This is a genomic window from Azoarcus sp. DN11, from assembly GCF_003628555.1.
GTDB lineage: Bacteria > Pseudomonadota > Gammaproteobacteria > Burkholderiales > Rhodocyclaceae > Aromatoleum.
On sequence record NZ_CP021731.1, the window covers coordinates 4,035,931 to 4,057,489 of the forward strand.

The following is a 21,559-nucleotide window of genomic DNA, read 5'->3' on the forward strand; positions in this document are numbered from 1 at the left end:
CATACGATGATCATCTACCTGCACGGTTTCCGCTCGGCTCCTGCGTCGATCAAGGCGCAGGCGCTGCAACGCCGCGTCGCTGAAAAGGGGCTCGCCGACGAATTCTGGTGCGAGCAGCTGCCGCCCGAACCGGGCGCCGCGATCGCGCTCGCCGAACGCCGGATCGCCCGCTGCCGCGCAGAACGCCCCGCCCTTGCGCCGATGCTGGTCGGCAGCTCGCTGGGCGGCTACTATGCGACGCACCTCGCCGAAAAGCACGACCTCAGGGCCGTGCTCGTGAACCCGGCGGTCGTCGCGCCCTTGTCGCTGGAAGCCTACATCGGCCCGCAGACCAGCATCTACACCGGCGAAACCTTCGACTTCAAAGCCGAATACATCGCCCAGCTGCGGGCGATGGACGTCGCGACGATCACCCGCCCGCACAATTTCTGGCTGATGGTCGAGACCGGCGACGAAGTGCTCGACTACCGCGACGCGGTCGCGAAGTACGCCGGCGCGCGCCAGACCGTGCTCGAAGGCGGCGACCACGGCTTCTCGCGCTGGAGCGACTACCTCGACGACGTGATCGCCTTCGCCGGGCTCGCGGCACGATGAGCGCGCCCGCAGACTTCGACGCGCGCCGCTTCAAGGCGACGGAGCGCGCCGGCTTCAATCGCATCGCCGCACGCTACGCCGATGGCGCTCCCCTGCGAGCCGACCTCGCTGCCGCCCTGCTCGACGCGGCGGAACTCGCACCGGGCCAGCGCGTGCTCGATCTCGCGAGCGGTCCGGGACTGCTCGCCCGCGATGCCGCCGCGCGGGTCACCCCCGGCGGCTGGGTGCTCGCGAGCGACATCGCCGAAGGCATGCTCGCCGAAGGCGCCCGGCGCGCCGCCGTCGAAGACAGAGCCGACGCCCTCGCCTTCACCGCCGCCGATGCCGAACACCTGTGCCTGCCCGACGCGAGCTTCGACCGCGTCCTCGCCGGCCTCGCTCTCTTCATGTTCCCGCACCCGCCACAGGCGCTCGCCGAGATGCGCCGCGTGCTGCGCCCGGGCGGGCGGATCGCGCTCTCCGTGTGGGGCCCGCGCGAGGCCGTGCCGCTGCTCGCGTGCGCGCAGGACTGCATCGCCCGGCTGCTCCCGCCCCCCAAGGTCGCCCGCCCCTCGGTGTTCCGCTTCGGCGACGCTGCCACGCTGACGGCCGCCCTCACCGACGCGGGGTTCTCGGACGTGCGCATCGCCCCCTGCCCCGTCCGCTGCCACTTTCCGGACGCCGACGCCTACTGGCAGGCCTTCCTCGATCTCGCCGGCGGCGCGGCCGAAGCGCTCTCGCGCCTGCCCGAGGCCACCCGGGACGCCCTGCGCGCCGCCGTCGCAGCCGACCTCGAAAGCCATCGCACCGCGGACGGCTACGCCGTCGACGCCCTCGCGCTCGTGGCGACCGCGCGGACATGACCGCCACACTCGCCGACGCACAGCGACGCCGCCAGGGCGTCATCGCGACGCTGATCGCCTTCACCATGTGGGGGTTGATGCCGCTCTACTTCAAGGCGGTCGGCAGCGTTTCTCCCGGCGAGATCGTTGCCCACCGCGTGCTGTGGTCGGTCGTCTTCCTCCTCGCGCTGCTCGCCCTGTGGCGCGGCTTCGGCGGGTTGCGCCGCCTCGCCGCCCAGCCGCGCCTGATCGGCCTGCTCGCCCTGTCGGCCTCGCTCACCGGCAGCAACTGGCTCGTCTTCGTGTGGGCGATCTCCGCCGACCGCCTGCTCGAAGCCAGCCTCGGCTACTTCATCAACCCGCTCGTCAGCATCCTGCTCGGCCGCCTCGTGCTCGGCGAACGCCTGCGCCCGCTGCAGCAGGCTGCCGTCGCGCTCGCCTGTACGGGCGTCGCGTGGCGTGTATGGCAGGTCGGCTCGCTGCCGTGGATCGCGCTCTTCCTCGCCGGCACCTTCGGCCTGTACGGCCTGCTGCGCAAGCGCGCCCCGGTCGACGCGATCAACAGCCTCTTCGTCGAAACGCTGGTCACCGCGCCGCTCGCGATCGCCTGGCTGGCCTGGCTCGCGAGCCGCGGCACGCTGCATTTCGGCACGGACATCCTGACCGACGCGCTGTTGCCGCTCGCAGGCGTATTCACCGCCGTGCCGCTGATGCTGTTCGCGATCGGCGCGCAACGCCTGCCGCTGTCGATGGTCGGATTTCTGCAGTACCTCGCGCCCAGCCTCAACTTCCTCCTCGCCGTCTTCGTCTTCCATGAACCCTTCGACGCCGGTCAATTCGCCGGTTTCGCCCTGATCTGGGCGGCGCTCGCGGTCTATTCGGTGGACATGCTGCGCGCGCCCCGCCTTCCCGTCGTCAGCCCGGCCGCCGAACGCTGAACGGCCTTCGGGCCGACGGCAGTGCCGCTGCCCTCTGCGCCGGGCGGGCGAATCCTTTAAACTGTCGGGCTTGCTCTAGTTAGGCGGTTCCGATGTTTGTGCTGTTCGAAGAGGATGGGGCGTTCAAGGCCGGCACCATCCTCGCTGATAACGATTCCTCGCTGCAGGTCGAGACGTCCCACGGCAAGCGCGTGAAGCTGAAAAGCAGCCACGTGCTGATGCGCTTTCGCGAGCCCGCGCCGGGCGAGCTGCTGAACCGCGCCGAAGCCGGCGCCGAGGAGCTGGACACCGCCTTCCTGTGGGAAGTCTGCGGCGAGGACGAGTTCGCCTTCGACGAGTTCGCCGCCGAGTACCACGGCCACGCCCCGAACGCCGTCGAGTCCGCGAGCATCCTGCTGCGCCTGCACTCGGCCCCCATGTATTTCCACCGCAAGGGTCGCGGCCGCTTCCGCAAGGCGCCCGCCGACATCCTCCAGGCCGCGCTCGCCGGCCTGGAGAAAAAGCGCCAGCAGGCCGAGGCGATCGAGCGCATGCGCGCCGAACTCGTCGACGGCCGCATGCCGGCCGAGATCGCCGCGATGCTGCCGCAGCTCCTCTACCGCCCGGACCGCAACCGCGTCGAAACCAAGGCCTTCGAGGCCGCCTGCGTCGATGCCGGCCTGTCCGCGCCGCGCCTGCTGCTCAAATGCGGCGCGCTGGAATCGAGCTACGACTTCCATTACAACCGCTTCCTGTTCGAATATTTCGAGGACGGCACGGCCTTCCCGGCCTTCGACGCCCCGACCGACCCGGCTAACCTGCCGCTCGCGCGGGTCGCCGCGTTCTCGATCGACGACGCGACGACGACCGAGATCGACGACGCCTTCTCGGTGACGCCGCGCGAAGGCGGCGGCTGGCGCATCGGCATCCACATCGCCGCACCGGCACTCGGCTTCGCGCGCGGCTCCTCGCTCGACGCGATCGCGCGCCGGCGCCTGTCGACCGTGTATATGCCGGGCAACAAGATCACGATGCTGCCCGATGCGGTCGTCGAGTCCTTCACGCTCGCCGCCGGGCGCGACTGCCCCGCGGTGTCGCTGTATCTCGACGTCACCGCGGCGCTCGCGGTCCAGCGCCACGAAACCGTCGTCGAGCGCGTGCCCATCGTCGCGAACCTGCGTCATCACGACATCGAACCGTTCTTCAACGAGCAGGTGCTGCACGACCATTCCGGCGGCCCCGACTTCGAATGGAAGCGCGAGCTCACGCTGCTGTGGGACCTCGCCAACGTCCTCGAGGCCGGCCGCGGCAAGGCCGAGGACAACCGCAACCAGATCGACTTCAACTTCTACGTCGACTGGCAGACGCACACCGAGGACGGCGCCGGCTACGTCACGATCTCGCAGAGGAAGCGCGGTTCGCCGCTCGACAAGCTGGTCGCCGAGATGATGATCCTGGCGAACTCCACCTGGGGCAAGCTGCTCGACGAAGCCGGCGTTCCGGGCCTGTACCGCGTGCAGAGCGGCGGCAAGGTGCGCATGTCCACCGCAGCCGGCCCGCACGACGGCCTCGGCGTGGACTGCTACGCGTGGTCCAGTTCGCCGCTGCGCCGTTATGTCGACATGATCAACCAGTGGCAGATCGTCTCCGTGCTGCGCGACGAAGCGCCCGCGTTCGCGCCGAAATCGGCCGACCTGATGGCGGCGCTGCGCGACTTCGACGTCACCTACGCCGCCTACGCCGACTTCCAGCGCCAGATGGAACGCTACTGGTGCCTGCGCTGGCTGCGCCAGCAACCCGGTGTCGCCGTCGACGGCAAGGTGCTGCGCGACAACCTCGTGCGCCTCGACGCGATCCCGCTGATGGTCAAGGTGCCCTCGCTGCCGGTCATGCTGCCGGGCACGCACGTGCGCCTGACGGTCGAACACAGCGACCTGCTCGACGTCGATATCAGCGCGCGCTTCGTCACGATGCTGGCCGAGCCCGACCCCCGGGAAGCCGCGGACGCGGCCCTCGAGGGCAACTGAGCGCGGGGCGGCATGGATCGCATGAACGCTCCCTCTTCCCGCACTCCGACCCGCGTGCCCTCGCGCCCGCCCGTCATCGGCCGCCGCCCCCTTCTGCAGGGCGATCCGCTGCTCACGATCGCCTTCCTGGTCTCCCTCGCCATCCATGCGCTGGCGCTGTCGATCGGCTTCACGATGGATCTCGGACCGCGGCCGCGCGAACCCGACCGCGGGCTGGAAGTCGTGCTCGTGAACGCCCGCCACGCCCGCGCCCCGCAAAAGGCCGAGGTGCTCGCGCAAGCCAACGTCGACGGCGGCGGCACCAGCGAACAGGACGCGCGGCCGAAGTCGCCGCTTCCGCCCCAGCCCTCGAAGCGCGAAGGCGATGCGCTGGTCGAGGCGAAGAAGCGCACGGCGGAGCGCAGCGCCGCCCACTCGGAGGTCATGACGGCGCCGAAATCCGCGGCACAGACCCAGGCCGCCGTGCAGCAGCCCGACCCGGCCACGGTCCAACCCCGGCCTTCGGGCCTCGACCTGCTCGACAGCGTCGCCGCCGCGGCGCGCCTCGAGGCCGAGATCGACCGCAAGCTCCAGGAATACGCGAAACGCCCACGCAAGACCCCGATCACCGCGGCGCGCGCGAAGGAATACCGCTTCGCGCAGTACGTCGAGGACTGGCGCCAGAAGATCGAGCGCGTCGGCACGCTCAACTACCCCGACGCCGCGCGCGGCAGACTCTATGGCAGCCTCCTGCTGTACGTCGCGATCAAGGCCGACGGTTCGGTCGACCGCGTCGAAATCCAGCGCTCATCGGGTGAGAAAGTGCTCGACGAGGCGGCGCTGCGCATCGTCAAGCTCGCCGGCCCGTTCGCCCCCTTCCCCGACAGCATCCGCGCCGACACCGACATCGTCGAGATCGTCAGGACCTGGACCTTCACCAACGCCGACCGGCTCACCGCCCAATAGACCCGTCCATGGACCGCTACGCCGTCATCGGCAACCCCGTCGCCCACAGCAAGTCCCCGGCCATCCACGCCGCCTTCGCCGCGCAGACCAGCCAGGCCCTCACCTACGCGGCGCTGCTCGCGCCGCTCGACGGCTTCGCCGCGACGGTCGCCGAATTCCGCGCGGCCGGTGGGCGCGGCTGTAACGTCACGGTCCCGTTCAAGCTCGAAGCCTTCGCGCTCGCCGCGCGCCGCTCGCCACGCGCACAGGCCGCCGGCGCCGTGAACACGCTCATGTTCGATGCCGGCGGGGTCTACGGCGACAACACCGACGGCGCCGGCCTCGTGCGCGACCTCACGCACAACCTCGACTGCCCGCTCGCCGGCCGCCGCATCCTGCTGCTCGGGGCGGGCGGCGCCGCGCGCGGGGTGATGCTGCCCCTGCTCGCGGCCGGCCCCGCTCGCCTCACGCTCGCCAACCGCACAGTGTCGCGCGCCGAAGCCCTCGTCGCCGAGTTCACCGCGGCGGCCGGCAGCACGCCGCTCGCCGCCAGCGGCTTCGCCGAGCTCGCCGGGGCGCAGTTCGACGTCGTCATCAACGCGACTGCCGCCAGCCTCGCCGACGAAGCGCCGCCGCTGCCGCCCGGCCTGTACGCCTCCGGCGCGCTCGCCTACGACATGATGTACGGCCGTGGCGATACCCCCTTCCTCGTCGCAGCCCGCCGCGACGGCGCGACGCACCTCGCCGACGGCCTCGGCATGCTCGTCGAGCAGGCCGCCGAAAGCTTCCTGCTGTGGCGCGGCGTGCGCCCCGAGACCGCGCCGGTCCTCGCCGAGCTGCGACGACAGCTGGGCCGATGAAGACGGCGTTGCGGCGCATCGGCTGGGTGTGCGCGGCACTTCTCGCGCTCCTGCTGCTGTACCAGCTGTGGATCTTCGCCCTCGTGCTGTGGTGGAGCCACTTCAACCCGTCGAGCACCAGCTTCATGGACATCCGCCGCGACGAGTTGCAGGAGAAGCGCCCCAACGCCGAACTGCGCCACGAGTGGGTGCCCTATGAGCGCATCTCGATCCACCTCAAGCGCGCGGTGATCGCCGCCGAGGACGACAGCTTCATCGACCACGAAGGGTTCGACTGGGAAGGCATCCAGCGCGCGCTGGAGAAGAACCAGCGCAAGGGCCGCGCGGTCGCCGGCGGCTCGACGATCAGCCAGCAGCTCGCGAAGAACCTGTTCCTGTCGCCGACCCGCAGCTACTTCCGCAAGGCACAGGAAGCGGTCATCACCGTGATGATCGAGGCGGTGTGGAGCAAGCGCCGCATCCTCGAGGTCTATCTCAACGTCGTCGAATGGGGCACCGGCATCTTCGGCTGCGAGGCGGCCGCGCAGCGCTATTACGGCGTTCCGGCGAGCCGGCTGGGCGCGGACGAGGCCGCGCACCTCGCGGTGATGCTGCCCAATCCGCGCAAATACGAGAAGCAATTCGGCCCGCGGCTCGCCGCCCATGCCGCGCGCATCCGCGGGCGCATGGCCTACGCGCAGGTTCCCTGAGCGGATTCGACGCCGCGACGCGCCCCGACAGCGTGCCGCATTGCAACATTTCCGGCTTTCCGGGGTCGCAAGAGCAGCGCGAAATCCGTAGAATTCGCGCCTTACGACCGATCCCACCCACACTCCCCGGAGGCGCCCGATGAGCGAGCAGGACGAACGCCACCCGGACGACGTCCAGCAGCACCTGCGCGAGGTGCAGGAGCTGCTCGCACGCCACAAGGTGGTGGAAGACCTCGTCCATCGGCAGGACATGCCCCGCCACCAACTGGTGGAGAACCTCGTCCACAAGCAGCATGTCGCCGAACTCCAGGGCAAGCTCGACGCGCTGCACCCCGCGGACATCGCCTACGTCCTCGAAGCGCTGCCGCTCGAGAGCCGCCTGTTCGTGTGGGACCTCGTCAAGGCCGAGCGCGACGGCGACATCCTGCTCGAAGTCTCCGACGCGGTGCGCGAGTCCCTCATCGAGACGATGGACCCGCACGAGCTCAAGGCCGCGGCGGAAACCCTCGATGCCGACGAGCTCGCCGACCTCGCCCCCGACCTGCCGCCCGAGGTCATGCTGGACGTGTTCCAGTCGCTCGACAGCGAGGAGCGCGAACAGCTGCGCGCGGCGATGTCCTTCCCGGAGGAGTCGGTCGGCGCGCTGATGGATTTCGACATGGTGACCGTCCGCGAGGACGTCACGCTCGAAGTCGTGCTGCGCTACCTGCGCCGCTTCGAAGAGCTGCCCGACCACACCGACAAGCTCTTCGTCATCGACCGCGAAGATCACCTGAAAGGCATCCTGACGCTGGAGTCGCTGCTCATCAACGACCCCGAGATGGTCGTCGGCGAGGTCATGCACAAGGAAAACGTCATCAGCTTCGAGCCCGAGGACGAAGCCGACGACGCGGCCCAGGCCTTCGAGCGCTACGACCTCGTGTCCGCGCCGGTCGTGGACGCCGAAAAGCGCGTCGTCGGCCGCCTCACGGTCGCCGACGTGGTCGATTACATCCGCGAGGAATCCGAGCATGAAATCCTCAGCCAGGCCGGTCTGCGCGAGGAGGAAGACATCTTCGCCTCGGTGTGGGACTCGGTGCGGAACCGCTGGGCGTGGCTGGCGATCAACCTCGTCACCGCCTTCATCGCCTCGCGCGTGATCGGCGCCTTCGAGGGCTCGATCGAGAAGCTCGTCGCGCTGGCCGCCCTGATGCCCATCGTCGCCGGCATCGGCGGCAACTCGGGCAACCAGACCATCACGATGATCGTGCGCGCGATCGCGATGGGCCAGGTCGAGCCATCCGCGATGCAGCGCCTGATGCGCAAGGAAATGGGCGTCGCCGTCGTCAACGGCCTGGTGTGGGGCGGGCTGCTCGGGGTCCTCGCGTGGGCGCTCTACGGCAGCGCCTCGCTCGGCATGGTGATGACCGCGGCGATGACGCTGAACCTGCTGCTCGCCTCCTGCGCGGGCGTGCTGATCCCGATGGTGCGCCTGCGCGTCGGCGCCGATCCGGCACTGGGCAGCTCGGTGCTGATCACCGCCCTCACCGACTCGGGCGGCTTCTTCATCTTCCTCGGCCTCGCGACGCTGTTCCTGCTGTAACGGCGACGCCAGCCGATCAAAAATAAGAAGGGGCGCCGCAGCGCCCCTTCGTGCATTCCGGCAGGCCGCAGGGCGGAATGCAATCCCGCCGCCGCCCAGCCCCCCGCTCAGCGCAGCGCGGCAAATACTTTCTGCGCCGCGGCGATCGTCGCGTCCACATCCGCTGCCGTATGCGCCGCCGACACGAAGCCCGCCTCGAACGCCGAGGGTGCGAAGTAATGGCCCGCCTCCAGCATCGCGTGGAAGAAGCGGTTGAAGGTGTCGCGGTCGGAGGCCATCACCTCCGTGTAGGAACGCGGCACGCGCGGCGCGAAATAGAGGCCGAACATGCCGCCGACCGAGTCGGCGCAGAACGTCACGCCGGCGTCGCGCGCGGCGGCCGACAGGCCCTCGACGAGCTGGCTCGCACGCGCGGCGAGATTGTCATGGAAGCCCGGTTCGCGCACGAGCTTGAGCGAGGCGAGACCCGCCGCGACCGCGACCGGGCTGCCCGACAACGTGCCGGCCTGGTACACCGCCCCCAGCGGCGCGATGTGGTTCATGATCTCGCGGCGGCCACCGAAGGCGCCCACCGGCATGCCGCCGCCGATCACCTTGCCCAGCGTCGTCAGGTCCGGCGTGATGCCATAGAGGCCCTGCACGCCCTGCGCGCCGGCGCGGAAGCCGGTCATCACCTCGTCGAAGATCAGCACCGCGCCATACTGCGTGCACAGCGCGCGCAGCCCCTCGAGGAAGCCCGGCAGCGGCTTGATCAGGTTCATGTTGCCCGCGACCGCCTCGACGATTACCGCTGCGATCTCGTTGCCGCGCGCCTTGAAGGCGTCCTCGACCTGGCCGAGGTCGTTGTAGTCGAGCACGATCGTGTGCTTCGCGAAGTCCGCCGGCACGCCGCCCGAGGACGGGTTGCCGAAAGTCAGCAGGCCCGAGCCGGCCTTCACCAGCAGGCTGTCGGCGTGGCCGTGGTAGCAGCCCTCGAACTTGACGATCGCGTCGCGCCCGGTGAAGCCACGCGCGAGACGGATCGCGCTCATCGTCGCCTCGGTGCCCGAGCTCACCAGCCGCACCAGGTCGATCGACGGCATCAGCTCGCAGATCAGCTCGGCCATCTCGACTTCGGCCTCGGTCGGCGCGCCGAAGGACAGCCCGCGCAGCGCCGCCTCGCGCACCGCCTCGACGATGGCCGGATGGGCGTGGCCGGTGATCGCCGGCCCCCACGAGCCGACGTAGTCGATGTAGTCCTTGCCGTCCGCATCCCACACGCGCGCCCCTTGCGCACGCTCGATGAAGCGCGGCGAACCGCCGACCGAGCGGAAGGCCCGCACGGGCGAATTGACGCCGCCGGGGATGGTTTTCTGGGCACGCTGGAAAAGGACTTCGTTCTTGCTCGTCATGTCGGTTTGCACTCGTCGATTTGGCAAAAGAGAAAAAGAATCGGGAAAAACGCACCTGCGCGCGCCTGCGCGCCCGCTCAGCCGGGCAGGCCGAAGGCCGCGCGGTAGGCCGCCGCACGACCACCGGGGTCGGGATGGTCGAACACGTCGGAAATCACCGCCAGCAGGTCAGCCCCCGCCGCGATCGCCTGCGGGGCATTCTCGAGGGTGATGCCGCCGATCGCCGCGACCGGCAGCTGCAGTTCGCGGCGCGCGCGGGTCAGCAGTTCGAGCGGCGCATGCACCGCGGCGGGCTTCGTCGCCGACGCGAACACCGCCCCGAAGGCGACGTAGTCGGCACCGGCCGCCACGCCTTCCTCCGCGCGTGTCCACTCGTTGTAGCACGTCACGCCGAGGATGCGCTCCGGCCCCAGCGCGGCACGCGCCGCGTGCAGATCGCCGTCGTCGCGCCCGAGATGCACGCCATCGGCCGCGACCGCGAGCGCGAGTTCGAGGCTGTCATTGACGATGAAGGGCACGCCAGCCTCGCGGCACAGCGCGGCGAGCGCCGTCGCCTGCTCGCGCCGCAGCGCGGCATCCGGATGCTTGCTGCGGTATTGCAGCAGCGCAGGGCGCCCGGCGAGCGCACGGCCGACGCCGGCCAGCAACGACGCGCTATCCGCGGTATCGGGCGTGATCAGGTACAGCCCGCGCAGGGGCCACTCACGCTTCGGCATTGTCGTCCTCCGCGCCCCGTGCCCAGAAGAAGCGGTCCGGCAGAGCCATGCCCATGCCGGGCCGGTAAGCGCCGGAAAGCGCCTGCCAGGTGAACTCCTGCGCCTCGCGGGCGGCCTCGGGCACCGTCATGCCATGCGCGAGCGCTCCCGCCAGCGCAGCGGCCAGCGTGGCGCCCGCGCCGAGGAAAGGCCCCGACAGGCGCTCCCAGGCATCCGTGCGCACCACGCCCTCGCGCCCGACCAGCACATTGACGACCTGCGGTCCGGGCTCGCCGCCCCCCGTCAGCAGCACATGGCCGACACCGCGTCCGAGCAGGCGCGCGATCGCGTCGGCCAGCGACAGCGCGTCGTCTTCGGCTTCGGCTTCTTCGCCGCCTTCGTTCGCGTCATCCTCGTCCGCGACCGGCGGAAAGAGCTCGGCGAAATCGTCGGAGTCGACCGCGTCCTCGCCCTCCTCGCCCTCCTCGCCCTCCTCACTCTCCTCGCCCTCCTCATTCAGCGGTGTCATCGCCGCCAGCTGCAGGATCTCGCTGCGGCTCGCGACCAGCACCGTCACCTGCGGGAGCACCAGCTCGGCGAGCGCGGCCAGCATGTCCTCGCCGGCGGCCTCCTCGCCATCGACGACGGACAGCGCGGGCTCCAGCACCAGCGGGACATCGGGATAATCGGACAGGATTTCGGCGATCGCCGCGACATTCTCGACGCTGCCGACCATGCCCAGCTTGAAGGCCTGCACGGGGATGTCCTCCAGCAGCGCACGCGCCTGCGCATCGACCACATCGGCGTCGAGCGCCAGCAGCTCCTCGACGCCGCGCGTGTCGCGCACCGCGATCGCGGCGAGCACCGACAAGGGATGGCAGCCCATGCTCGCCAGCGTCAGGACATCCGACTGGAGGCCGGCGCCGGCGGTCGCATCGCTGGTCGCGAAGCACAGCACTACAGGGGGAACAGCGGTGGAACCAAGAGGCATGTCGGAATCTGCCGATTGCGCCAGATGCATGCTCTGGCATGGCAGGAAAAATGCGGTAAGATGCGACGGATTTTACAGCCAATTTGCCCGGAGCATGCTCACAGATGGCCACCCCGCGCCCACATACCGGAAGCATCCGGCACGCGCGTTCGTCGGCCACCTCCATCGGCGCGTGGCCGCCCGCAACAGCCCCCGAAGTCTCCGTGCACGCCACATGGCAACGGAATGCCCGCTCGCACCCCGGTGAAAGGAGCGAGGCCCGCCCGGTTCGCCGCGAACGGCACGCGGGGAATGTCTGCATGCCAACACGCGCGACATGCCGCATCGCTCCTGCAGCACAGGAATTCGCGAACTCCGGCCGACCGGGGCCCGCCAGCAAGGATTGATGCCATGAATCTGACCGGACTCAAGGTGATGGTGATCGACGACAGCAACACGATCCGCCGCAGCGCCGAGATCTTTCTCACGCACTCCGGCTGCCAGGTGCTGCTTGCCGAAGACGGTTTCGACGCCCTCGCGAAGATCGCCGACCATCGTCCCGACGTGATTTTCGTCGACATCATGATGCCGCGCCTCGACGGCTACCAGACCTGCGCGCTGATCAAGAAAAACGCGCAGCTCGCCACGACGCCGGTCATCATGCTGTCGTCCAAGGACGGCCTCTTCGACCGCGCACGCGGCCGTATGGTCGGCTCCGACGAATACCTCACCAAGCCTTTCACCAAGGACAGCCTCCTCAAGGCGGTTGCCACCCACGCCGCACGCAAGGCCGGCGCGAATCACTGACAGGAGCCTCAACGCAATGCCGATCAAGAAAATTCTCGTGGTCGACGATTCTCCGACCGAGCGTTTCGCCCTGACCGAACTCCTGACCGCCAAGGGCTACCAGGTCGTCACCGCCGAAAGCGGCGAGGACGCCATCGCGCGCAGCAAGAGCGAGAAGCCCGACCTCATCCTGATGGACGTCGTCATGCCCGGCATGAACGGCTACCAGGCCACGCGCACGATTTCGCGCGACGAGGCGACGAGCGGCATCCCGATCATCATGTGCACGAGCAAGAGCCTCGAAACCGATCGCATCTGGGGGATGCGCCAGGGCGCGCACGACTACCTGGTCAAGCCCGTCAACCCCGCCGATCTGATCGCCCGCATCCAGGCGCTGGGCTGAGCCCGATGACGAAGCGACTCAGCCTGCGCGAGTTCCAGGAAGACCTGGTGCGGCGCTTCGCCGAGGCACAGAGCGGCAACCGCCGCGCCCTGCTGGGCGTGCGTGCGGGCCGCGAGAACTGGCTGGTCAACCTCACCGACAGCGGCGAGATCCTGCCCGTTCCGCCGCTCGCGGCGGTGCCGCTCACGCACGACTGGTTTCGCGGCCTTGCCAACGTCCGCGGCACGCTGTTCAGCGTTGTCGACTTCTCCGTCTTCCACAACGGTCCGCACACCGTTCCCGGCGGGCCGGCGCGGCTGCTGCTGGTCGGCGCACGCCACGGCACGAACTGCGCGCTGCTGATCTCGCAGGCCTTGGGATTGCGCAACCCGGACGATTTCCGCACCAACCCGGACGACTCCGCCGACGACCGGCCGTGGGTCACCGAGCGCATGCTCGACGCCCGCGACGACCCCTGGCTGCGGCTCGACGTCCCGACGCTGCTCGCGCACCGCGGCTTCCTGCAGGCCGGCCTCGAGTGACCGCACGCAGATTCCGTTCATAACCCTTCACGGCAACCCATCATCCGATTTCGCGGAGCACACACCATGGCCCTCAAGCTTCCGACGCTGAACTTCAAGTTAAAGAAGAAGGCCAACCCGGAACGCGCGCCGGTCGCCACCACGATCATGGAGGCAGCCCCGCCCCGGCGCAGCCCCGAACCGGCGGCAGCCAGCAGCGGCAAGCAAACGGCCAAGGGCGCGGCCAACCGGTTCGGCACGCTCGCCACGGTCTTCGCACTGGCGTCCATCACCGGTCTCGGCCTGCTCTACTACCAGTACCGCCAGTCGGGTAACGCGACGGCCTACATCGCTGCGGCCGGCGACATGGAGACCACCGCGCAGCGCATCGCCAAGGCCGCCCAGCTCGCACTGCAGGGCAACGAGCAGGCCTTCGTCGAGCTGCGCGCGGGCACGAACCGCTTCACCAGCCTGCTCGACGCGCTCCTCAACGGGGGCACCGTCGAAGGCCGCGACCTCCCGCCCGCCCCTGCGAACGTCCAGCCGCAGGTGGAAGCCCTCGCCGGCAAATGGCGCCCCGCCGCCGAGCTCGCGAACCAGCTCATCGCCCAGGAAAAGAACCTCGTCGTGCTGAACCGCGAGGTCGCCACGATCAACAAGCAGAACGAGACCCTGTTCGATCAGTCCCGCCGGATCGCCCAGCTGCGTGCCGGCGGCAGTGCCCGCGACATCGCGGCCACCACCAGCGGCATCGTCCTGCCCCAGCGCATCGCGAAGAATGCGAATGCGCTGCTGGTGGCGAACGCGATCGACCCGGAGACCGCCTTCGCCCTCGGCAAGGATGCCAAGGCGCTGGGCGACGTGATCAACGAACTGCGCGCGATCACCACCGACGCCGAAGGCCGCCGCCTCGTGCAGGAATATGCGACGGCGGCGACCGAGACGCTCGACTCCGTCGACGACATCCTGAAGAACATCCAGCCCCTGGTGCAGGCGAAGAAAGCGGGCAGCGAGATTTTCAGCGCCTCCGAACCCCTGTCGACTGCCGCGCGCGATCTGTCCGCCACGCTTTCGAGCACCACCGGCGGCCTGACGCCGGCCACGCTCGGCATCGCCCTTGCCGCCATCGTCGGTCTTCTCGCCCTGAGCCGGATGGCGCAGGTGAACACCCGCGAACTGGCCGCCCGCCAGCAGGAGGCGGAGCAGCACCAGCGCACCGCCGAAAGCGAGCGCAACATCGCGCAGCAGGCCATCCTGCGCCTGATGAACGAGATGGGCGACCTCGCGGACGGCGACCTGACCGTGCGCACCACCGTGTCGGAAGACATCACCGGCGCGATCGCGGACTCGGTCAACTACACCATCGAGGAACTCTCGGTGCTCGTGCGGCGCATCAACGACGCGGCGACGCGCGTGACGCAGGCGACCGAATCGGCGCAGAAGACGTCCTCCGAACTGCTCGGCGCAACCGAACGCCAGTCGCGCGAGATCGAGGAAGTCGGCGCCACCGTCGAACAGATGGCCAAGACGATGACGGAGTCGTCCGAACGCGCGCTGCGCTCCGCCCAGGTGGCACGCCGCTCGCTGGAATCCGCCCGCAAGGGTGCCGGCGCGGTGGAAAACACCATCAAGGGCATGAACGGCATCCGCGAGCAGATCCAGGAAACTTCCAAGCGGATCAAGCGCCTCGGCGAATCCTCGCAGGAGATCGGCGAAATCGTCGAACTGATTTCCGACATTACCGAACAGACCAACGTGCTGGCGCTCAACGCCGCGATCCAGGCGGCCTCGGCCGGTGAAGCGGGGCGCGGCTTCACGGTCGTTGCGGAAGAAGTGCAGCGCCTCGCGGAACGCTCCGCCGAGGCGACCAAGCAGATCGCGGCCATCGTGAAGACGATTCAGACCGACACCAAGGACGCCGTCGGCTCGATGGAGAACGCGACCCGCGACGTGGTCGAAGGCGCCCAGCTGTCCGATGCCGCAGGCCAGGCGCTGGCCGAGATCGGCGAGGTGTCGACCGAAGCGGCGCGCCTCATCGAACAGATTTCCAGCGACACGCAGCACCAGGCGGCCACGGCGACGCGCGTGGCGGCAACGATGAAGGAGATCCTCGCGATCACCGAACAGACCGCAACCGGCACGCGCCAGACCGCGGTGTCGGTCGGCCAGCTCGCAGACCTCGCGGTCGAACTGAAGGGCTCGGTCTCGGGCTTCAAGGTCTGACGCACGCCTCCTCGCTCGGGAACCGGCCATGACGCACCCCACTGAACTCGATCTGGGCCCGCTCACGTGGGTCAAGAACGAAATCGACCTCGCCCTCGCGCGGGCCGACGAAGCGCTCGAACAGGCACTTTCCGCGACCGACGCAGCCGGCCGCGTGCAGTTCGCGCAGACCCACCTGCACCAGGTGCGCGGCGCCCTCTCGATCGTCGGGCTGGACGGGCTCACGCAGTTCGCCTCGGCGCTCGACCTGTCGCTGGGCGCCTTCGCCCGCGGCGAGCGCCCCCTCGATGCGGACACCGTCGCGCTCGCGCGACGCGCGCTCGCCACGATGGGCAACTACCTCGAAGAGCTCGTGCATGGCACGCCCGACCAGCCGCTGCGCCTGCTGCCGCTGTACCGGGAAATCGCCGCTCTCCGCAGCGCCGATCCCGTCTCGCCGGCGGAACTGTTCTTCCCCGATCTCACGCAACGCCCGCCGCGCCGCCACATCGCGAACAGCACGCTTGCCGGCGAAGCCCGCCAGGCACAGCTGCGCGCGCAACGGTCGCTTTTTCAGCGCGGCCTACTCCAGTGGCTGCGCACGCCCGCGGATGCGGCCGGCCCGTCGGCCATGCTGGACGCGGTCAAGGGCATCGAGGTCCTGCATACCGGCACCCCGGTCACCAACCTGTGGTACGCGGCGCAGGCCTTTCTCGAAGCCCTGGCCGGCGGCGATCTTCAGCCCCAGCCCGAAGTCAAGCGCCTGTGCTCGCAACTCGACGCCCAGCTCAAGCGCCTGGCTGACCAGCCGGCCGCCGTGCCCGACCGCTTCGTCCGCGAACTGCTGTACTGGGTTGCGCAGGCCCCCGTGCGCACGGCCCAGCAACAGGCCGTGCGCGACACCTGGCACCCGGCGACGCTGATTCCCGAGGCCGGCTCGACTGTCAGCGTCACGCCGCTCGCCCCGCTGCTCAAGGCGCTGCAGGGTTCGATGGCCGCCACCAAGCAGGCCTGGGACGAATTCTCGGAAGGCCATGCGGCCGCCCTGCCGCGCTTCGCGAGCAGCCTCGCCGACCTCGCGGCCCAGGCGCCGCAGCTCGGTCGGCCCACGCTCGACCGCCTGCTCAAGACCCTCATCGACTTCGTCCGCTGGCTGCGCAAGGATCCGCTGCAGAACAACGAAAAGGTCGCCATCGAGGTTGCCACGGCGCTGCTGCTTGCCGAAGGGGCGCTCGACCGCGTGGTGCCGGACGCCGGCTTCTCGACCCAGGTCGCCGATACCGTCGGCCGCCTCGGTGCCGTCGCCCGCGGCGAAGCGGTCGAACCCGCGGAACATTCACCAACGGTCGAGACGGCGCGGCGCCTGCAGGAGCGCGAGGCGGTCGGCCAGTTGGCCCGCGAAATCCTGTCGAGCCTCGCGCAGGTCGAGCAGATCCTCGACGATTTCTTCCGCAACCAGCAAAAGCGTGCCCCGCTCGCGAACCTCGCGACGCCGCTCAAGCAGGTCGAAGGCGCACTGACGCTGATCGGCGATCCCGACGCGATCGCCCTCGTGCATGGCGCGGCAGCGGCCGTCGCCGAACTCGCCGCGACCGACGCCGAGCCCGCCGCGGGCCAGTTCGAGGGACTCGCGCAGCGCCTGTCGGCCCTCGGTTTCTACGTCCAGGCCCTGCAGCACGGCCCCGCGACCCTGCAGAGCTTCCTCCACCCCGGAGCACGGCCGGCGCCGGCGGTCGGCGAGGCGCCGGCCCTCACGATCGAGCTGCCGCGCTTTGCCGACGAGACTCCGTCTGCCCCGAAGGCGGCCGTCCCTGAGGCCCAGGCCGTAGCACCCGCAGCGCCTGCCCGGGAGGAGGCCGTTGCGCCACCGGCAGCGGCCTTCGAGGCCCTGGCGCCCGAAGCGCCTGCGCCCGAGGAGCAGCCCGTCGAGGCCGCCGCACCGGCCGGGGACGCCGCAACCGATCGCGGCGTCCAGCCCGCGCTCGAACCGGTCGAACCGCCCGCACCGGAAATCGGAATCGACTTCGCCCCGCTCGAGCTGGCGCCCGCCGTACCGGCGGCGGCCCTTGAGACGCCTTCCCCTGTTTCGACCCCTGTCCCCAGTGCAGCGGACATCGACGCGGAACTTCTCGAGATCTTCATCGAGGAGGCGCACGAAGTCCTCGCCAGCATCGCCGAACAGCTCGAACTGTCGCGCACCGCGCCGGGCGATGCGGAACACCTGACGTCGATCCGGCGCGGGTTCCATACACTCAAGGGCAGCGGCCGCATGGTCGGCCTGCGGGACTTCGGCGAAGCTGCGTGGGGACTGGAGCAGACCCTCAATCGCTGGCTGCAGCTCGAGTGGACGCCCACCCCGGCCCTCCACCACCTCATCGGCGACGCCTGCCAGACTTTCTCCGAATGGGCTTCGGAACTCGAGGCCGGCGGCAACCAGGCGCGCGAGGTGTCCGCCCTGATGGCGGAGGCCGAGCGCCTGCGCAGCAGCGACGCACCGATCAGCGAACCGGCGCCGCTGGCCGCCCCGGCCGCGGAGGCTGCGGCACCGGAGGGCGACGCAGCCGACCTCCCGTTCGCAGCGCTCGAACTGGCCGAGAGCGGCGAAATCCTGCCGGTCGGGGCACCGCCGGCCCCCGCCGAAGAGCCGCTCGAAGAAGTCATCGAGCTCTCGGGCCTGGACGAAGACATCCCGCTCACCGCGCAGGAGCCGGACGACGGTATCGAGTTCCCCGGCACGGACAAGTACGTACCGGAAACCATTCCGTTCCAGCCGCTCGTCGCCGCCGGGGCCACTGACGCAATCGCGCTGCCGGACGAAGCCATCGCAGCGACCGACGCGAGGCCGCTCGACGGCGGCGCAGAGTGGCTTGTCGAGCAGGAGGCACCGCTCGAGCCGCTCGAAGAGGAAACGATCGAGCTCGGCGAACTCGAGGAAGAAGTCTCGGCCACCGAGATCGGCGGCGAACTGGAGTTCCCGATCGACGTGCCGGAAGACGTTCCGACCGCGCCAGCCGCCGGCCTCGAGGAAGTGCCCGCGCTCGAAGCCGTGTCGGAAGCGGGCCTCGCAGGCACCTTCGGGAAGTCGCTCGATCTGGACGAATCCAGCGCGTTCGAACGGACCGAAGGACTCGCGCTGCCCATCGAATTCGGCAAGGAGGCGGAATTCGGCGAAGCCGCCGGCGTCGAGGAGGAGATCGAGCTCGAGGAGATCATCGAGCTCGAACCGCTCGCTCCGGCGGCGGACGAGGCCGATGCGGAAGAAGCGCTCGAACTGGAGGAGGTGGCGCTCATCGAGGAACCCCTGGCTGCCGAAGCCCTCGCGCCGGACGTGACGCCGGCGGAACCGCCCCTCCCTGCACAGGCACCCGCCGAGGCGGAAGAGGCCACGGTCGACCTCGAGGAAATCGAAACGCCGGTGGAGCGCGACACCATATACGTGGGCGACAACGAAATCAGCCGCCCGCTCTACGACCTCTATCTCGGTGAAGCGCGACATCACCTGGGCACCCTGCGGGGCGAACTCGGCCGCCTCGCCGCCAACCCGACCCTGATCCCCGCGGAATCCGCATTGCGTGCCGCGCACACGCTCGCAGGCATCTCCGGCACCACGCGCCTGACGAGCGTGCAGGTCCTCGCCCGCGGGCTGGAACACGCGATCGAGCGCCTGCGCGAGGGCGACCACCCGCCGACCGCCGAACAATCCGCGGTGCTGAAGAGCTCCAACGACACGCTCGAGGCCATGGTCGCCCAGATCGCGTCGCGACAGCTGCCGCTGGAAGTTCCCGAACTCGTCGAGCAACTGGACGGCATCGGCCGCACGCTGATCTCGCTCGACGCGGGCATCGAACCCGAAGGACAGGCGCTCGAGGAGACGGCACCGGCACAGGCGCCAGCCGCCGTGGAAGCCGGCGCCGCGCGACCCGCGGCGGTCACCGACGAGCTCGACGAGCAGCTCCTGCCCGTATTCCTCGAGGAAGGCGCAGAGCTCCTCGCCGAGCTTCACGCGTCCCTGCGCCGCTGGAGCGGCGGCGACGCCTCGGCCGATCATGCGAAGGCGACGGCACGTCTGCTGCACACGCTGAAGGGCAGCGCCCGCATGGCCGGCGCGATGAACCTCGGCGAGCATGTGCACCAACTCGAATCGCAGCTCGAGGCAGGACGCGAAGCCGGTCGGGACGCCGCAGCGCTGATCGACGAACTGGTCGGCGGCCTCGACAGCACCGAGCAGATGATGAAGGCGCTCGCCGACGGCCCGGCGTCCGCGACCGAGGGCGCAGGCACCGAAGTGGCGGTGTCCGTCGCGGCCCCGGAAGGCGAACCGGCAGAAGCCGAGAACAGCGCAACCGCCACCCTGCGGGTGCGCGCCGGCACGATCGACCGCTTCGTGAACGAGGCCGGTGAAATCGGCATCGCACGCACCCGCATCGCCGGCGAGCTGCGCACGCTGCGCCGCTCGCTGCTGGACCTCACCGAAAACGTCATCCGCCTGCGCAACCAGCTGCGCGAGGTGGAGATCCAGGCCGACGTGCAGATGCAGTCGCGCATCGCCCACACCGGCACGAGCGAAGGCGACTTCGATCCGCTGGAGATGGACCGCTACACGCGCCTGCAGGAACTCACCCGGATGATGGCCGAGAGCGTCGGCGACGTCACGACGGTGCAGCAGAGCCTGCTGCGCAACCTCGACGGCGCCGAACTTGCGCTGAACAGCCAGGCCCGGCTGTCGCGCGACCTGCAGCAGGCGCTGATGCAGGTGCGCATGGTGCCCTTCGACAGTCTCGCCGACCGCCTTTACCGCGTCACGCGCCAGACCGCGAAGGATCTCGGCAAGCGCGCGAACCTGGATCTGCGCGGCGGGCGCATCGAGATCGACCGCAGCGTGCTGGAACATATCACCGCGCCGCTCGAACACCTGCTGCGCAACGCCATCGCACACGGCATCGAAGGCCCCGAGGCGCGCCGCGCCGCCGGCAAGAACGAGATCGGCCAGATCACGCTCGGCGTCAGCCAGGAAGGCAACGAAATCGCGATCAGCCTCACCGACGACGGCGGCGGACTCGATTACGACCGCATCGCCGAGCGCGCCCGCGCCAACGGCCTGCTCGGTCCGGACGAGATCGCCGACGAGCGCCGCCTCACCAACCTCATCTTCCTGCCGGGCTTCTCGACCGCGAGCAACGTGTCGACCGTGTCGGGGCGCGGCGTCGGCATGGACGTCGTGAAATCCGAGACCGCCGCCGTCGGCGGACGCATCGACATCCGCGCGACCCGCGGGGCGGGCACTGAATTCCGCATCTACCTGCCGCTCACGCTGGCGGTGACGCAGGCGCTGCTCGTCAGCGCCGCCGGCCGCACCTTCGCGATCCCGTCCAGCATGGTCGCCCAGGTGATGGAACTGAAGGCCGGCGCGCTGCAGGAGCTGCGCGCCGCCGGCGGCGCCGACTGGCAGGACATGCACTTCACCTATCGCTACCTGCCGCGCCTGCTCGGGGATGCGACCAGCCAGCCGGAGGAGCAGCGCTTCAACTGGGTGTTGCTGCTGCGCGCCGGCGCCCAGACGCTCGCGCTGCACGTCGATGCGCTGCGCGGCAACCAGGAAATCGTCGTCAAGAACGCCGGCCCGCAGCTCGCGCGCGTCGTCGGCATCTCGGGCGCAACGGTGCTCGGCGACGGCGAGATCGTGCTGATCCTGAACCCCGTCGCGCTCGCCAGCCGCGGTCTCGCCGAGACGGCGGAAGGGGCGGGAGCGGCAGCCCCCGTGGAGGCGCAGGCACCGGCGGCACAGCCGACCGTGATGGTGGTCGACGATTCGCTGACCGTGCGCAAGATCACCGGCCGCCTGCTCGAACGCGAAGGCTACCGAGTGATCACGGCGAAGGACGGCGTCGACGCGCTGGAACGGCTGATCGAGTCGGTGCCCGACGTGATCCTGTCGGACATCGAGATGCCACGCATGGACGGCTTCGACCTGCTGCGCAACATCCGCGCCGATGCGCGCACGCGCGACGTGCCGGTGATCATGATCACCTCGCGCCTCGCGGACAAGCATCGCCAGTTCGCCGAGAAGATCGGCGCCAACGAGTATCTCGGCAAGCCTTACGAGGAAGGCGAGCTGCTGGCGCTGCTGCAGCACTACACCGCGAAAACACCCGCAGCGGTCTGACGCACCCGGGACGAAGCCCGGCGCCGCGCGGCGCC

Annotated in this window: 16 protein-coding genes; 13 read left to right on the forward strand and 3 right to left on the reverse strand. The window is 69.7% G+C overall.

Annotated features, from left to right (window positions below; all coding sequences use genetic code 11):
* Positions 1-6 precede the first annotated feature (6 nt).
* The 8 genes from CDA09_RS18670 (at position 7) to mgtE (ending at position 8,414) form a co-directional block, all read left to right on the forward strand.
* Entirely contained in the window at positions 7-594 is a 588-nt protein-coding gene (locus CDA09_RS18670) for a YqiA/YcfP family alpha/beta fold hydrolase (protein WP_121430021.1), read from the forward strand.
* A complete protein-coding gene (locus CDA09_RS18675) occupies positions 591-1,436 on the forward strand; it encodes a methyltransferase domain-containing protein (RefSeq protein ID WP_121430022.1) in 846 nt (281 codons plus the stop codon). The genes CDA09_RS18670 and CDA09_RS18675 overlap by 4 nt, the downstream gene beginning before the upstream one ends.
* Positions 1,433-2,353 carry an EamA family transporter RarD gene (rarD, locus tag CDA09_RS18680; RefSeq protein WP_121430023.1) on the forward strand — a complete coding sequence of 307 codons (921 nt, stop codon included), beginning with the start codon at positions 1,433-1,435 and terminating at the stop codon, positions 2,351-2,353. Before CDA09_RS18675 ends, rarD begins: the two co-directional genes overlap by 4 nt.
* Positions 2,354-2,445: 92 nt before the next feature.
* Positions 2,446-4,359, forward strand: coding sequence for a ribonuclease catalytic domain-containing protein (locus CDA09_RS18685; RefSeq protein ID WP_121430024.1), 1,914 nt, complete (start codon positions 2,446-2,448; stop codon positions 4,357-4,359).
* A 12-nt stretch (positions 4,360-4,371) separates the two neighbouring features.
* Entirely contained in the window at positions 4,372-5,304 is a 933-nt protein-coding gene (locus CDA09_RS18690) for an energy transducer TonB (protein WP_502697076.1), read from the forward strand.
* Positions 5,305-5,312: 8 nt separating this feature from the next.
* Complete coding sequence (gene aroE, locus CDA09_RS18695) at positions 5,313-6,143, forward strand: shikimate dehydrogenase (protein WP_121430025.1); 831 nt, start codon at positions 5,313-5,315, stop codon at positions 6,141-6,143.
* Entirely contained in the window at positions 6,140-6,832 is a 693-nt protein-coding gene (mtgA, locus tag CDA09_RS18700; RefSeq protein ID WP_121430026.1) for a monofunctional biosynthetic peptidoglycan transglycosylase, read from the forward strand. Before aroE ends, mtgA begins: the two co-directional genes overlap by 4 nt.
* Positions 6,833-6,971: 139 nt before the next feature.
* Positions 6,972-8,414, forward strand: a complete 1,443-nt coding sequence (mgtE, locus tag CDA09_RS18705) for a magnesium transporter (protein WP_121430027.1) — start codon at positions 6,972-6,974, stop codon at positions 8,412-8,414.
* Positions 8,415-8,521: 107 nt separating this feature from the next.
* Here the strand turns inward: mgtE and hemL are convergent, their stop codons facing one another.
* The 3 genes from hemL to thiD all read right to left on the reverse strand — a co-directional run bounded on the left by hemL (position 8,522) and on the right by thiD (position 11,491).
* The gene (gene hemL, locus CDA09_RS18710; protein ID WP_121430028.1) at positions 8,522-9,805 is read right to left on the reverse strand and encodes a glutamate-1-semialdehyde 2,1-aminomutase; all 1,284 of its coding nucleotides are present in this window, start codon (positions 9,803-9,805) and stop codon (positions 8,522-8,524) included.
* 77 nt (positions 9,806-9,882) lie between these two features.
* Positions 9,883-10,521, reverse strand: a complete 639-nt coding sequence (thiE, locus tag CDA09_RS18715) for a thiamine phosphate synthase (RefSeq protein ID WP_121430029.1) — start codon at positions 10,519-10,521, stop codon at positions 9,883-9,885.
* Positions 10,508-11,491 carry a bifunctional hydroxymethylpyrimidine kinase/phosphomethylpyrimidine kinase gene (gene thiD, locus CDA09_RS18720; RefSeq protein ID WP_174718460.1) on the reverse strand — a complete coding sequence of 328 codons (984 nt, stop codon included), beginning with the start codon at positions 11,489-11,491 and terminating at the stop codon, positions 10,508-10,510. The genes thiE and thiD overlap by 14 nt, the downstream gene beginning before the upstream one ends.
* 390 nt (positions 11,492-11,881) lie before the next feature.
* On the opposite strand from thiD, the gene CDA09_RS18725 reads away from it, so the two are divergent.
* The 5 genes from CDA09_RS18725 (at position 11,882) to CDA09_RS18745 (ending at position 21,524) form a co-directional block, all read left to right on the forward strand.
* The gene (locus CDA09_RS18725) at positions 11,882-12,277 is read left to right on the forward strand and encodes a response regulator (RefSeq protein WP_121430030.1); all 396 of its coding nucleotides are present in this window, start codon (positions 11,882-11,884) and stop codon (positions 12,275-12,277) included.
* 16 nt (positions 12,278-12,293) lie between these two features.
* Positions 12,294-12,659 (forward strand): response regulator, encoded by a 366-nt coding sequence (locus CDA09_RS18730; protein ID WP_121430031.1) that lies wholly within the window; start codon positions 12,294-12,296, stop codon positions 12,657-12,659.
* 5 nt (positions 12,660-12,664) lie between these two features.
* Positions 12,665-13,180: a chemotaxis protein CheW gene (locus CDA09_RS18735; RefSeq protein ID WP_121430032.1), complete on the forward strand. Its 516-nt coding sequence runs from the start codon at positions 12,665-12,667 to the stop codon at positions 13,178-13,180.
* A gap of 66 nt (positions 13,181-13,246) precedes the next feature.
* Positions 13,247-15,382 (forward strand): methyl-accepting chemotaxis protein, encoded by a 2,136-nt coding sequence (locus tag CDA09_RS18740; RefSeq protein ID WP_121430033.1) that lies wholly within the window; start codon positions 13,247-13,249, stop codon positions 15,380-15,382.
* A 28-nt stretch (positions 15,383-15,410) separates the two neighbouring features.
* Positions 15,411-21,524, forward strand: coding sequence for a hybrid sensor histidine kinase/response regulator (locus CDA09_RS18745; RefSeq protein ID WP_121430034.1), 6,114 nt, complete (start codon positions 15,411-15,413; stop codon positions 21,522-21,524).
* Positions 21,525-21,559: the final 35 nt, after the last annotated feature.

Coding starts and splice junctions, on each gene's coding strand:
- CDA09_RS18670 (WP_121430021.1), top strand. CDS start 7: ATGATCATCTACCTGCACGGTTTCCGCTCGGCTCCTGCGTCGATCAAG.
- CDA09_RS18675 (WP_121430022.1), top strand. CDS start 591: ATGAGCGCGCCCGCAGACTTCGACGCGCGCCGCTTCAAGGCGACGGAG.
- rarD (WP_121430023.1), top strand. CDS start 1,433: ATGACCGCCACACTCGCCGACGCACAGCGACGCCGCCAGGGCGTCATC.
- CDA09_RS18685 (WP_121430024.1), top strand. CDS start 2,446: ATGTTTGTGCTGTTCGAAGAGGATGGGGCGTTCAAGGCCGGCACCATC.
- CDA09_RS18690 (WP_502697076.1), top strand. CDS start 4,372: ATGGATCGCATGAACGCTCCCTCTTCCCGCACTCCGACCCGCGTGCCC.
- aroE (WP_121430025.1), top strand. CDS start 5,313: ATGGACCGCTACGCCGTCATCGGCAACCCCGTCGCCCACAGCAAGTCC.
- mtgA (WP_121430026.1), top strand. CDS start 6,140: ATGAAGACGGCGTTGCGGCGCATCGGCTGGGTGTGCGCGGCACTTCTC.
- mgtE (WP_121430027.1), top strand. CDS start 6,972: ATGAGCGAGCAGGACGAACGCCACCCGGACGACGTCCAGCAGCACCTG.
- hemL (WP_121430028.1), bottom strand. CDS start 9,805: ATGACGAGCAAGAACGAAGTCCTTTTCCAGCGTGCCCAGAAAACCATC.
- thiE (WP_121430029.1), bottom strand. CDS start 10,521: ATGCCGAAGCGTGAGTGGCCCCTGCGCGGGCTGTACCTGATCACGCCC.
- thiD (WP_174718460.1), bottom strand. CDS start 11,491: ATGCCTCTTGGTTCCACCGCTGTTCCCCCTGTAGTGCTGTGCTTCGCG.
- CDA09_RS18725 (WP_121430030.1), top strand. CDS start 11,882: ATGAATCTGACCGGACTCAAGGTGATGGTGATCGACGACAGCAACACG.
- CDA09_RS18730 (WP_121430031.1), top strand. CDS start 12,294: ATGCCGATCAAGAAAATTCTCGTGGTCGACGATTCTCCGACCGAGCGT.
- CDA09_RS18735 (WP_121430032.1), top strand. CDS start 12,665: ATGACGAAGCGACTCAGCCTGCGCGAGTTCCAGGAAGACCTGGTGCGG.
- CDA09_RS18740 (WP_121430033.1), top strand. CDS start 13,247: ATGGCCCTCAAGCTTCCGACGCTGAACTTCAAGTTAAAGAAGAAGGCC.
- CDA09_RS18745 (WP_121430034.1), top strand. CDS start 15,411: ATGACGCACCCCACTGAACTCGATCTGGGCCCGCTCACGTGGGTCAAG.